The sequence below is a fragment of the Nostoc sp. MS1 genome (genome assembly GCF_019976755.1).
Classification (GTDB): domain Bacteria; phylum Cyanobacteriota; class Cyanobacteriia; order Cyanobacteriales; family Nostocaceae; genus Trichormus.
This window is the reverse complement of record NZ_AP023441.1, coordinates 5791177-5805233: the sequence shown is the minus strand read 5'-3', so window position 1 is coordinate 5805233 and position 14057 is coordinate 5791177. Positions and strand designations below refer to the sequence as shown.

The following is a 14057-nucleotide window of genomic DNA, read 5'->3' as shown; positions in this document are numbered from 1 at the left end:
TTTCATAGACAGATGTTACGCCTATTACTTCTAGCTTTGTAAGGTTTTATCCTTGCCCTTGTTTGTTGCTATTTTAAAGTGCGTTTTTCCTGCCCACTTCCCAAAATTCTTTAATTTTTAATTGCTACTACTCACCCATTTCTTGATAAGGTATCCACACGGTAAAAATTGAACCAATCCCTACAGTTGACTCAACTTCAATACGTCCTCGATGTAGTTCTACCAATTGTTTAGTTAAAGCTAAACCTAACCCTGTACCTTCGTAGCGGCGGCGATAGGGTGTATCTAGTTGTTGAAATTTTTCAAATAATAATGGTAATTGTTCTTCAGGAATACCTATACCTGTATCTTCTATTTGAAAGATAGCAGTTTCATCTTCTACCCAAATTCTTAAGGTAACACTGCCACCTTCTGGTGTAAATTTAATGGCATTAGTTAATAGATTCCAGAGGATTTGTTCTATTCTGGTAACATCAGCAATGAATCGATCGCGTCTTGGATCTATTTGTAAATCTAGTTTTAAATTTACTTGTTGAGATATAGCTTTTTCTATTAAAGCACTCACCGTATTTTCTGCTATCTTAGCTAAAGAAAACTCCGCAATATTTAAAACAGTTTTCCCCGCTTCTATTTGAGATAAATCGAGGATATCGTTAATCATATCTAACAAATGTTCGCCACTGTCATGTATTGTTTGCAGATAATCTCTTTGCCGTTGACTCAACTCACCTATCGGCCAACGTAATAAAGTAGAAGACATGCCAATTACATAGGTTAAAGGTGTTAGTAATTCGTGACTAATAGTAGCTAGAAATTCACTCCTCACACGGCTGGCAGCTTCCGCCGCTAAAATAGCATCGCGTAAGGCCATTGTCCGTTCAATGACGCGCTGTTCTAAGGTTTGTTTTTCTTGAGTAAGGATTCGCGCAGAGTCTCGCAGAGATCGCATTAATTCTGCCTGATGAATGGCGATCGCTAATTGTTCGGCAACTGAAATTAATAAGTTCTTGTCACTTTCAGCCCATTGACGGGAATTATAACATTGATGGGCTATTAATAGACCCCATAGCTTATCTTCAAAAACAATAGGTGCGACTAACTTCGCCCTAACGCTACTTTCTCTGAGGAAATTTAACAAACATTCTTCTAAAGCGTAAGCTTGTTCCACATCATCTACAACCAAGGTAAATCCTTGGCGGTACTTTTCCCAACATGGAGAATTACGCCCAAAGCAATTTTGTTCCTGATAATGCAATACGGATGAGATTGCCTCTGTAGCCAGAACTTCATAAACTATGCAGCCTGTATATTTTTGCCAGTCTTGGGTTTGAGGTTGTGTTGAATTTTGAGCGTTGACTTTGGCAGCCTCAAATTTATATATTACTAACCTGTCTAATTCTAAAAACTCACGCACTTGGGCGATCGCTGTTGCCATAATCACTGGCAAATCTAAGCTTTTCCGAATTTGCGTATTAACTTGATTTAACAGTCGCTCTTGAGAAATTTGTTTTTTCAAAGCATCTTCGACCGCTTGACAAGCGTACACTTCTTGTTGATTATTTACAGTGGGAGAGACTGTCGCTTCCTGCGGTTGTTGAGGTAAGAGATGTTCTAATAACAACAAAGTAAATTGACTTTGGAGTGTAGCGTCATTAGGTTTAAGAATTTGGCGATAGCGTTCAAGATGCTGGTGAGTGTAGGAATCATACCCAAACAAATCCCTCAACTTCAACACAAAGGAGGCGATCGCCTCTGAATTAAACGTCAAGCTGGCATTAAGTTCTGTAAGTGGGGCATTGAGCCAAGTTGGGGTGTTGATGGGTGAGTACAGTTCTTCTTGAGTTTCTCTACTTCCTGTGGCGCTGGGATTCGTAGAAGAAGGCATAGCCACAACCCAAGCTTGAGATTCGACTTCTTTTTGCTCCCAGTTACCCAGCAAAAGCGCACTAAATCGCTCAGAAACTAACAAGGTAAACCTTTGATTTTGCCATTCTCTTGGGACGCGCACCCGTGATAACAAAGCTTCTGTCAACAACAAGTTGGTAGTTCCCACCGATTGAGCCATCTGTTGCAACAATTCCCCAAGTTGATTGAACACAACCAAAGACAAATTTCGAGAAAAGCTCAAATCAGAAGAACTCAGCATTTTTAATAGTCTGGTAAGAGGGGCTAGGCTGACAAATTATTTGGACTATCTTCTAACCAACAGTTTAAAGCGGTAATAAAGGATTATGCATCGTATAAGTACCACATCGGTAGGATGGAATCAGTCAGAAGGTATTATTTTCCTAGAACAAACCCCAGCTCCGGTTGTGTTGATTACGGCTGCTGATACCGATATTCAAACCTTGGCAGCTGCAATCCCCAAATTACCCACTACATTTCCTGCAATCAGAGTAGCTAACTTGTTGCTATTACAACAACAAATAAGCATAGATACTTATGGTGAACAAGTTCTAGAACATGCTCAAGTAATCATTTTGCGCCTATTAGGAGGACGTTCCTATTGGGCGTATGGTTTAGAAGTTGTGCAAGAAATCGTGCAACGTCACAATATAACCTTAATTGTAATGCCAGGAGACGATGCTCTCGATCCTGACTTAATTTCTCAGTCTACCGTGCCTATAGCTACTGTTAACCAAATTTGGCAGTATTTTAACGAAGGCGGCACAGAAAACTTTGTTAACGCTTTACAATTTATTTCCGACATATCTCTAGCAACTACATATAATCCTCCAGCACCACAGAGAGTTCCTCGCGTGGGAATTTATGGGGAATGGGGAAGGGAAAGAGATGGGGGAGTGGGGGAAGTAGGGGAAGAATTGCCAATTACCTCATCCCCCTCATCCTCCTCATCCCCCTCATCTCCCTCATCTCCCTCATCCTCACTCCCCACAGTCGGCATCCTTTTCTACCGCGCCCACTACTTAGCGGGAAATACTAAGGTAATTGATGCACTATGTACCGCTTTGTGGCAGAGAAATTTACAGCCTGTGCCAGTGTTTATTTCTTCTTTGCGCGATCCTGATGTACAAGAGGAATTAATTGAGTTTTTTCAACCCAAGGACGCACCGCAAATTTCCCTTTTACTCAATACCACAAGCTTTTCCTTGGCGCGTTTAGAAACGGAAACACCCCAAACAGAACTTTGGGAAAAATTGGATGTGCCAGTGTTACAAGTCATCCTTAGTGGCGGGTTTGCTGAACAGTGGGAAGCACAATTAAATGGACTTTCTCCCCGCGATATTGCCATGAATGTTGCTTTACCAGAAGTAGACGGGAGAATTATCAGCCGCGCCGTATCATTTAAGTCCATACAAACGCGCAATTCTGATTTAGAAACAGATGTAGTAGTGTATGAACCAGTGAGCGATCGCATCGAATTTGTTGCCCAACTCGCCTCCAACTGGGTACACCTCCGCTCACAGCCACCCCAACAGCGCCGCATCGCCCTAATTTTGGCAAACTACCCCAACCGCGACGGCCGCCTAGCTAACGGTGTCGGATTAGACACACCACAAAGTTGTGTAGAAATTCTCAAAGCTTTACAGCAAGCAGGCTATTTAGTAGAAAACCCACCCACCAACGGCGACGAATTAATTCAACGACTCATATCTGGTATCACCAACGACCCAGAAGGCAGAGAAATACGCCCAGTACAGCAAAACTTATCAGCCCAAGAGTATCAAAATTATTTCGCTTCCTTACCTGTAGCCGTACAACAGGGTATTAACGAGCGTTGGGGAGTGGGGAGAGATGGGGGAGTAGGGGAAGTGGGGGGAGATGGGGGAGAATTTCTACTTACCTCATCTCCCTCATCCTCTATACCCGTCCCTGGCATTCAACTAGGCAACATCTTCATAGGCATCCAACCATCACGGGGTTATGATAACGACCCCAGTTTGAATTATCATGCTCCAGATTTAGAACCTACCCATGCTTATTTAGGCTTTTATTATTGGGTAAGGGAATGTTTTGGTGCTGATGCGATCGTTCATGTCGGCAAGCATGGGAATTTAGAATGGCTCCCAGGTAAAAGTTTGGCTTTATCAGAGAATTGCTATCCAGAAGTAGCTTTCGGCCCAATGCCCCACCTGTATCCATTTATCGTTAATGATCCTGGTGAGGGTTCCCAAGCCAAGCGCCGCGCTCAAGCGGTGATTATTGACCATCTTACCCCTCCAATGACCCGTGCTGAGTTATACGGAGCTTTACAAAAGCTGGAGAATTTGATTGATGAGTATTACGAAGCAGAAAGTTTAGATCCTTCCCGGTTGGTAGCCATCCGCGATCGCATTCGTGATTTAGTCATCCAAGAAAATCTTTATAAAGATTTAGGCATTCACAGCGAAGAAGATATTATCAACTTTGAATCTTTAATATTGAACTCCTTAGATGGATATCTCTGCGAATTAAAAGAAGCCCAAATTCGTGACGGTTTGCATATATTTGGGCAATGTCCCCAAGGACGACAACTAACAGATTTAATCGTAGCGATCGCCCGTATCCCCAACCGCCACTCCCCAGGCATCACAAGAGCCTTAGCCGACGCTTGGGGCTTAGACTTCGACCCCCTCACCGACAACTTCACCACCCAATTATCAACACAGGATCAAAAACTCTTAGCCGACAAAACCCCAAACCCCAGCCGCACAGTTGGCGATGCCGTCACCGTCTTAGAAGAACACGCCGCCCAATTAGTAGAAAACCTGATCAATTCAAAATTATCCCACCCCACTCCCTCATCTCCCTCATCTCCCTCATCTCCCTCATCTCCCCACTCCCCACTCCCCACTCCCCACCCCTCACTCAGCACTACCCTAAACTGGATCACCACCAAACTCCTCCCCTCCCTCCAACAAACCCACGCAGAAATTACCAACCTCTTACACGGCTTAGATGGTGGATACATTCCTAGTGCTGCATCTGGCGCACCCACACGCGGAAGACCAGAAGTTTTACCCACTGGTAAAAACTTCTACGCTGTAGATATCCGCGCCATTCCCACAGAAACAGCCTGGGATATTGGCAGAAAAGCCGCAGAAAACGTAATTGAATGCTACACCCAGGAAAATGGCGAGTATCCAAAAACTATAGGCTTATCTGTGTGGGGAACTGCAACAATGCGGACTGGCGGCGATGACATAGCCGAAGCATTGGCTTTATTGGGTGTGCGTCCAGTATGGGACGGTGCAGCCCGACGGGTAGTAGATTTAGAAATATTGCCTTTGAGCATCTTAGGCAGAGCTCGTGTAGATGTCACCCTGCGCGTTTCCGGCTTCTTCCGCGACGCTTTCCCCAACTTAATGGATTTATTTGAGCAAGCAGTTAACGCAGTCGCCGCCCTAGATGAACCAGAAGACCAAAACCCCCTAGCAGCCCAAGTCCTCAAGGACACTGAGTCGTGGATACAACAAGGCTTAACTCCAGAAATTTCCCTTGAGCGATCGCGCTATCGTCTCTTTGGTTCCAAACCAGGCGCTTACGGCGCAGGACTCCAAGGCTTAATCGAATCACAAAACTGGCAAGACGACCAAGACCTAGCCAACGCCTACATTAACTGGAGTTGCTACGCCTATTCTTCAGTAGATAGGAGGCAGGAGGCAGGAGGCATAGCAGGAGATAACAAAGTACAATCCTCCTCATCTCCCCCACTCCCTACTCCCTACTCCCCACTCCCTGCTCCTGAAGCTTTTACCCAACGCTTGGCACAGATGCAAATCGTCCTCCACAACCAAGACAACCGCGAACACGATTTGCTTGATTCTGACGATTATTATCAATTTCAAGGCGGTTTGACGGCGGCTGTACGCTCTATCCAAGGGAAAAACCCTACAACCTATTTTGGCGATAATTCCCTGCCATCCCAACCACGAGTTCGCCAACTGCGTGAGGAAATTGCTAGAGTGTATCGATCTCGTGTAGTTAATCCTAAGTGGATTGAGGGTATGATGCGCCACGGGTATAAGGGTGCATTTGAGATGGCTGCAACAGTAGATTTTCTTTTTGCTTACGATGCCACTACTAGGTGCGTAGAAGACTATATGTATCAAGGTGTTATGGAAGCATACTTGCTTGATCCGGTAGTTTCGGCATATATTGAAGATAAAAATCCCCATGCGCTGCGTGATATTGCTGAACGATTATTAGAGGCACATAAACGCGGTTTATGGGAGGATGTAGATACAAAAACACTGGAAAATTTACGTAATTTAGTACATCAAGCTGAAGCAACCATCGAAGAAAAATAAGTGGTGTAGTCAACAAATATGGACAACTTAGCGTATTTGCAACTAGCTTTCGCCTACGAAGGCAGCGAACCCAGTGAATTGGTGTCTTTAAGCTACTTATTCAACAAAGCAGCAACACCAGACTGGAGACGACTATCAAGTAGAGCTTGGAAGCACATGCTACCCCTGGCGCTCATCTTATCCATTCTCAGCAGCGTTAGTAGCGCTTGGGCATTGGAAAGAGGAGATCAAGGGCCTTCTGTCAGAAATCTCCAACAAAAGCTGCAACAAGCAGGCTTTTATCAAGCTCCGGTAACTCAGGTTTATGATTTCACTACAGAAGAATCAGTTCGACGATTTCAAGAGGCGGCTGGTTTGCCAGTTGATGGTGTTGCCGGAGCCAGCACTATAGAAAAATTAAATCAGTGGCGCTCAACTCCAGTAGCTAACCAAACCCAATTTACTACTGTTAGCACGCCAACTAGACAAAACACTACGACTACTGCAAGAACGCAAACCAGACCCAGCAATACAACTACCACCAGAACACAAACCAGACGCAGCACTACAACTGCGGCAAACACACAAACTAGAAAAAACTCCACAACTGCTACAACTATCAGTAAGCGCAGTAGTCCTAATTACCTTGTGAAAGGTGATGAGGGAGAAGATGTAAGATCATTGCAACAACGCTTGCGAGTCGCAGGTTTCTATTACGGTAACGCTACAGGTATATTTGGCCCCATCACTGAAGAGGCGGTAAAAAAATTCCAAACCGCTTACAAGTTAGATGCTGATGGTATTGTTGGCCCTGCTACACTCAGCAAATTACCCCCAATTGGTGTTGGTGGAGAAAGTCCTTCGCAACCAGTAAGTACAAAAGATACACTTACTCTAGGCGATCGCGGCGAAGCTGTGCGAGTCCTCCAAGACCAATTAATCAGAGCCGGCTATTTACAAGGACAGCCAAATGGTTATTTTGGCCCCTACACAGCAGAGGCTGTAAAAAGATTTCAAGCTGCTAATTATTTAGCTGTAAGTGGTATAGCAGGCCCCACTACCAGAGCAAAATTATATAGCTTAGTGAGTAAAACTCCCAAGAGCGATTTCAGTGTCTTAGAAATTCAAAGGCGACTACAAGCTAGGGGTTTTTATAAAGGACAACTCAATGGAGTTATGGCTGATGACACAAAAAAAGCCATCAAGCAAGCTCAAGAATTTTACGGTATTAGTCTCAATGATGTGAGAAGCGGAAATCTTTAGTCTCCGCTTCGGTGTTTTCAGTATAATTCTTTAACAGTTTGTGTACCTCCGATAACAACTACCGAGAAATCCCTCGGTTTCGAGGAATTTCTTCTTGTTATCTTTTACCAATTTCCCAAAATTCAAAAATTTCATATATCTGTAGATAGGTTAGGACATTTTCAAAGCTTGAATGCAGGAAATAGTAAAACTTGTCCTCCTGCTTTCTGCTGTAACATCTAAATTTTGAATTTTGAATTGGCATTTACCCAGGTGTTAGAGTGGCATCAGCGCACGCTGGCACTTGGGACACACTGCATGAATTGTCATTTGACAGTCAAGCAGATGAAAACCTTCTTTTTGCGCAGTTTTTGCACCAATTTTTAAAATTGAATCATTTTTAAATTCAATTGTTGTGTTACATTTGACACAAATTAGGTGATGATGATGATGGGGGTAAGGTTGGTTAATTTCGTAGTGCTTGTGTCCTTCGCCTAGTTCCAGCTCACGTAAAATCCCCATCCGAGCCATCAACTTCAAAGTCCGGTAGATAGTTGAGAGGCTAATACCTTCGCCATCAGTTTCTAAACGGTGATATAAATCTTCCGCGCTTAGATGTTCACCTTGAGGAAGTTCTTGAAATATATGTAATATAACTTCCCTCTGTGGTGTTAAACGCCAGCCTCGTTCGTTTAATTCTGCCTTGAGTGAAGTAGTTGTGTAGACAGTCATACTAATTTTTCTCAACAAAGCTCGTTAGTTGAGAATATAACAAATATCTGGAGTGATTTGCAACAAAGATAGCTTATTGAGAATCATTATTAAAGCTTTAATAAAACTTAATCAAATATACATACAAAAATTAAACAATAATGCTTCCAACAAACAATTCAAAACTCAAAAGGAGAGTTTTGAGTTTTGCATCTTGAATATTGAATTGTCCGCTACATAAGCATTGTGGACATCAATAGCATATCCATCCTAATACTTACATGCTTATTTTTGCAAAAGATAGTTTGCACAAACACATTTTAATTAATTGCAAAAATTCCTTATAAGCAACTAGTAGCTGTTAGTGGTAGCAATTAATTTAGTAACATGCAAATAAATCGTCCAAAGTCAATAATCTATAGTATTAGGCTTGTCACTATTGACTATTGACTATTGACTATGGAACTAGCTCAAAGACTCCAGATAGTCTCGAATGAGGTTACGACGTTTGGGTTGACGCAGCTTTTGTAAGGCTTTTGATTCGATTTGGCGTACTCGCTCCCGTGATAAATCTAAGGCGCGGCCAATTTCTGCTAATGAGTAAGGATGACCATCAGCTAAACCAAAACGCATCAAAATTACATCGCGCTCACGGCTGGTTAAATCAGCTAATAAATGTTGCAAGTCTCTTTGTAAAGATTCTCGCATTAACATTTCTTCAGGTGTAACTCCATCAGTTTCTAATAATTCACCCAATTCGGTGTCTTTATCTTTACCGACTTTAGTTTCTAAAGAAACAGAACGAGGTACTCTCAAGAGAACTTCCCGGACTTGTGTGGGTGTCATATCTAACTCAATCGCTAGGTCTTCTAAAGTAGGCGTGCGACCTTTTTCTTGAGCAATTTTGCGTTGAGCTTTTTTAATTTTGTTTAATTTTTCTGTAATATGAACAGGGAGACGAATGGTGCGACTAGAAGTTGCGATCGCTCTTGTAATACCCTGACGAATCCACCAGTAAGCATAGGTACTAAAACGATATCCCTTAGTAGGATCAAATTTCTCTACAGCTCGTTCTAAGCCGAGAGTACCTTCTTGCACTAAGTCTAGTAATTCTAAACCCCGATTTTGATATTTCTTAGCAACAGACACAACTAAGCGTAAATTCGCCTTAATCATGTGTTCTTTAGACTGAAGACCTTGGGACTGCATCTTCTCCAATTCTTCTACAGTCATTTTGGCAATTTCTGCCCAGCGACGTTTCCCTTCTGACAACATAGGCTTGAGGTCAGATAGCTGTATGCCAGCTGTAGCAGCCCATCTTTCCAAAGAAGGGCGATGTCCTAATTCTGATGCTAAACGCTCTTGTACCTCAATTAAATGGAGATAAGGCGAGGCTACTGCATCCCCTTGCTTGGCTGCATTAGCTAAGACTGTCCGCAACTTTAAGTAACGCTGGACTTTTTGAGCTTCAGAAACTTCTTCATCTCGTCCTAACAAACGGACTCGACCAATTTCCTGAAGGTATAGACGTACTAAGTCTGTACTACGACGGTTAGCGCTAGCACCAAAGGTAGCGGGATCAGCAGCAGCTATCTCTAACTCTTGGATCTCATCAACTGACAAATCACTGTCATCAATGGCGAAATCCGGGTCTAAAGCCTGACGGGACTTTTGGGAATTGTAGGTGGCATCTGCATAAAAAGATGTTGCTGGCATAAGATCGTCTCTATGGCTCCAGGTAACAATAGATTGCGGTGAGTCAGCGCTCCGGGAGGGTTTTCCTCTCTAAGTGGAGGTCAACCCATACGCTGGTAGCGTCCCGTAGGGAAGGGTTAAGCTATTTATGTTTAACTGTTGCTATTGTTCCCGTGATTTTAGGTGAACTAACACGGTTGAGGATTTCACTAAGATTTTTTTTATAAAAAACCCTAATGTTTGTTTTTCAGGCATTCCAGCCGAACTAAAATCGGCTACTGAACGTCTGATTGAAACAATAGCTATTTAATTTCAAAATTAGACTTTAAATTCCGAATTACCTAGTCAGCATTTTCACCTGATTGGCTATTAGCTGTTACTTGAGTATTTTGTATAAACATATTTCAGTAAAAATAATGTTTATTATCGGGATAGTCACATCTACATGGATATAAAAGTAGTTTCCTGACGATTTTCTAATTTTTTTCTCAGGATTTTTTAGGACTAAGTATGGTATCGGGTTAGTAGTGCCGAGTTAAATTAGGGACTGTCAGTTGACAGTTGACAGTTGACTATGGACTAATGACCAATGACTAATAACCATATTCTGGCTTGATGTCTCGCAGCATGAGTTCATCAAGTGCTTGTCTGGGGGTGACTTCACCTTGTAGTAATCGATAAACTTGCTCGGTAATGGGCATAACTATATTTTGTTGCCTAGCTAATTGGACTAGTACCTGACAAGTGTTTACTCCTTCGGCGGTTCCTGGTAATTTCTCAAGAATTTGTGTCAACGTTTCACCACTAGCTAATTGATAGCCAACTTGGTAATTGCGGCTTAAGGCACTATTACAGGTAGCTAACAAATCTCCTAGACCAGATAACCCATAAAATGTTTCCGTTTTCGCACCCCAACAATTGCCAATGCGAATTATTTCTGTGAGTCCGCGTGTGACTAAAGCGGCTTTGGCGTTAGTTCCTAATTGCAAACCGTCACATACACCAGATGCGATCGCAATTACATTCTTTAGTGTACCTCCCAACTCCACACCCACAGGGTCGGGATTTGTATAGACGCGAAAACGAGATGAGGAGAATGCTAGCTGCACTGTAGAGGCGGCTGTAGTAATACGGCTAGCTACTACTGTGGCTGCTGGTAAAGATTGGTCAATTTCTTTTGATAAATTTGGCCCAGATAGAACCACTACTGGATGATTAGGAAAACAAGATTGCCAAATTTGTGAAGGCGTATATATAGTTTGGGGTTCTAAACCTTTGGTAGCGGTGACAAATATTGTTTCTGATGAAAGGGGGAGAGATTGAATTTTTGAAGCAACTTCTCTCACCCCTTTCATAGAGATGGCAGAGAGAATGATATCCGCATCTTGTGTAACTTCTGCCAGTGTTTCATTCCCCTGTCGTGACCATACACGCACCCTATGGCCATTGGCTATCGCTAAATTCGCCAGGGATGCACCCCAAGCGCCTGCACCTAAAATTGATATGGTAGTTTCTCGCACTGATCTATAAAAATTAGGGAGTGGGGAGTGGGGAGTGGGGAGTGGGGGGAGAGAAAACTTGCCTTACTTCCTACTCAGCACTCAGCACTTTTTTCTTGGGTAACGCTGCATTAATTGTCTTACTTGCTCGGCGTGGTAAGAGCTTCTGGTTAAGGGTGAGGAAACGACTTGTAAAAATCCTAGTTCTTCACCGTAGGCTTGCCAGGCTGCAAATTGTTCTGGTGTAACAAAGTCATTGACTTGCAAGTGCTTTTGACTGGGTTGGAGATATTGCCCAATTGTCAGGATATCGCAATCTACGGCGCGTAAGTCCTGCATGACTTGACGAATTTCTGCGTCTGTTTCACCTAAGCCCACCATGATACCTGATTTGGTGTAGAGCCAAGGGGCAATTTGACGCGATCGCTGTAATAATTCTAGAGTGCGATCGTAGTTACCTTGGGGCCGCACTCGTCGATAAAGTCTGGGGATAGTTTCTGTATTGTGGTTTAGAACCTCTGGCCATGCTTGGAGAATTATTTCTAAAGCTTCCCAATTACCGCACAAGTCAGGAATTAATACCTCAATTGTAGTTTGAGGCGAGACTGCACGAACTTCTTGAATACATTTGACAAATTGTGATGCACCACCGTCTGGTAAATCATCTCGGTTAACTGAAGTGATAACCACATGATTAAGTCTCATCCGCCGCACAGCTTCCGCTAATCTCGTCGGTTCTGTGGGGTCAAGAGCTTGGGGTTTTTTCTCAAAATCAATATCGCAGTAAGGACAAGCACGGGTGCAGGCTGGACCCATAATTAGAAATGTGGCCGTACCAGCTTGGAAGCATTCACCAATATTCGGACATGATGCTTCCTCACAAACTGTATTTAGGGCTAAATCCCGTAAAATTTCCTTAACGTTACCAACGCGCTCCCATTGAGGCGCTTTTACCCGTAGCCAGTCTGGTTTTACAGTCACAATCCGCTTTTACCACTGAATGTTATACAAATCTAATCCTAGCAAGCAAATTCCTTTTCTATTCATTTATGGCAGAAGGCAGAAGGCAGGAGGTAAAGTCTTACATTTCTAGCATTCAAGCTTTGAAAATTCCCTAAAGAGTGTGACTACGGTTATATATCATAGATGTGTTTTGGTCTACATATCTTTTTTCTGGCTGTCAACCGCCAACATTTCATGTAATTTAATAACTTAATAGCTTATTTGCTATTATTTATGTTACTATGGCAGGGATTTGCAATTTTCTTTACGGGATGTAGCGCAGCTTGGTAGCGCACTTCGTTCGGGACGAAGGGGCCGCTGGTTCGAATCCAGTCATCCCGATTGACATTCGCACATTATATGTCAAAATTACCAAAATGCCTATTTGCGGAATCTCAAAAGCAAAATTGGGCATGAACTGTTACTGCTAGCGTACCTAGCAGTAAGAGCAGCTTGATACCGATATAAATCGATAGGTACGTATCAAACGATAGGAAATTTTGGCAGCCAGGAAAGTAGCTCCAAGTCAGTACCAATCCAGTGATCATTTGAAGCAAGAGTGCTGAAAGTCCAAAGCCCGTGAAGTGTTCTTTAAAGTGATGAACGCGCTAGGGGGCGCGGTTTTTTAATGCTTGAGGTTGCACCGTAACGGCAAACATCAAATGCCCACCCGTCCAGACGGTGGCTAAGAGAGTATGCAGGATAACCAGAATTTTGAACAGCATCAGAAGCGATAAATCAGGACTTGTTATCTATTGTGTCAGGATTTGTTAACTTATTTAAGGTAATTAAGCTATTTACCTTCAATTTTGTAATCATAGATACAGAAATTATTTGTTTTACTCTCTCTGTTCTATTTGGAGAGAGTACTGCTTGCAAGTTTTAATGGATTACAGACGGAGAAAGCCTATGTCCCTTCCAACAGTTTCGGTTAATTTGACCGCCTCGACCCTGGCAAACCAAATCACTTCAGGTTGGAACCCCGTCTGCCACATCACGTACAACCGAGATACTTGGGTAAAGTTGCTCCAACCACCCAGTGACTATGCCTTTGAGGAAGCCAAGTTGCTCTGCCAGGAATCCCCAGTGGCTTGGGTTGCCTGGGTTCCAGATTACGGTGAAGTGGTGCTAGATCGCAGTCAGTTCTATTGTTAGTCAAAAGCACTGTTGATATACCCACCAGCTATTTCGCTCAGGCATTATTTTGTTAGGTTAACAATGCAAGGTCAAGGTCTGGCTGGTATGGGCAAGTAAGTAATTTAGGTATTAAACAGGTTGAGTGTGATGAATGTCGAGTCGGCTATTGATTGGGATGAAATATTTGAGTATCTGCCGGGAACAGTGGTAGAACTCAAAAATAATCCTGGGGTTTTGCATCAGATTGATTATTATGAAGCCACGATGGTTCCTCCAATCTGGTTGGTGAATGATCCGCGTCCGCGTTACTCTCACGAGTTGCAAATTGTCTCCCGTCGTGACATCCAGGTTTGTGACATAGGGTCGCAGGTTGTTGCATTCTGAGCAAGTCCTGGCTTTGGTATTTAGCGTGAATTAAGCTTAATGACTGGAATTAACCACCAATCTGAGACATCATCGTCTTGTTTGTAGTTTTAGTTCTGATTTTCTATATCATCAGTTGGGACTGCTGTTTGTAAGCAGTCACGTAAATGTCGGCAAA

At 43.0% G+C, this 14057-nt stretch carries 9 protein-coding genes and 1 tRNA gene; 5 read left to right on the top strand and 5 right to left on the bottom strand.

The window, feature by feature from the left end:
* Positions 1-127: 127 nt before the first annotated feature.
* Positions 128-2146 (bottom strand): GAF domain-containing sensor histidine kinase, encoded by a 2019-nt coding sequence (locus NSMS1_RS24960; protein WP_224087373.1) that lies wholly within the window; start codon positions 2144-2146, stop codon positions 128-130.
* Between the two features lie 85 nt (positions 2147-2231).
* On the opposite strand from NSMS1_RS24960, the gene cobN reads away from it, so the two are divergent.
* Positions 2232-6251 carry a cobaltochelatase subunit CobN gene (cobN, locus tag NSMS1_RS24955; protein ID WP_224087372.1) on the top strand — a complete coding sequence of 1340 codons (4020 nt, stop codon included), beginning with the start codon at positions 2232-2234 and terminating at the stop codon, positions 6249-6251.
* Positions 6252-6269: 18 nt separating this feature from the next.
* On the top strand, positions 6270-7493 hold the full coding sequence (locus tag NSMS1_RS24950; protein ID WP_224087371.1) for a peptidoglycan-binding protein: 1224 nt from the start codon (positions 6270-6272) through the stop codon (positions 7491-7493).
* Between the two features lie 255 nt (positions 7494-7748).
* Here NSMS1_RS24950 and NSMS1_RS24945 read toward each other — a convergent pair whose 3' ends face one another.
* The 4 genes from NSMS1_RS24945 to lipA form a co-directional block, all read right to left on the bottom strand.
* Positions 7749-8204 carry a Fur family transcriptional regulator gene (locus NSMS1_RS24945; protein ID WP_224087370.1) on the bottom strand — a complete coding sequence of 152 codons (456 nt, stop codon included), beginning with the start codon at positions 8202-8204 and terminating at the stop codon, positions 7749-7751.
* Positions 8205-8648: 444 nt separating this feature from the next.
* Complete coding sequence (gene sigC / locus NSMS1_RS24940) at positions 8649-9899, bottom strand: RNA polymerase sigma factor SigC (RefSeq protein ID WP_224087369.1); 1251 nt, start codon at positions 9897-9899, stop codon at positions 8649-8651.
* A 572-nt stretch (positions 9900-10471) separates the two neighbouring features.
* Positions 10472-11398: an NAD(P)H-dependent glycerol-3-phosphate dehydrogenase gene (locus NSMS1_RS24935; protein WP_224087368.1), complete on the bottom strand. Its 927-nt coding sequence runs from the start codon at positions 11396-11398 to the stop codon at positions 10472-10474.
* An 81-nt stretch (positions 11399-11479) separates the two neighbouring features.
* Positions 11480-12358, bottom strand: coding sequence for a lipoyl synthase (gene lipA, locus NSMS1_RS24930; RefSeq protein WP_224087367.1), 879 nt, complete (start codon positions 12356-12358; stop codon positions 11480-11482).
* Positions 12359-12647: 289 nt separating this feature from the next.
* Here lipA and NSMS1_RS24925 point away from each other — a divergent pair.
* From NSMS1_RS24925 to NSMS1_RS24915, 3 genes are all read left to right on the top strand, one after another.
* Positions 12648-12721 (top strand) — tRNA-Pro (locus tag NSMS1_RS24925).
* 567 nt (positions 12722-13288) lie between these two features.
* Positions 13289-13534 (top strand): hypothetical protein, encoded by a 246-nt coding sequence (locus NSMS1_RS24920; RefSeq protein ID WP_224087366.1) that lies wholly within the window; start codon positions 13289-13291, stop codon positions 13532-13534.
* Between the two features lie 129 nt (positions 13535-13663).
* Positions 13664-13900: a hypothetical protein gene (locus tag NSMS1_RS24915; RefSeq protein ID WP_224087365.1), complete on the top strand. Its 237-nt coding sequence runs from the start codon at positions 13664-13666 to the stop codon at positions 13898-13900.
* Positions 13901-14057 lie beyond the last annotated feature (157 nt).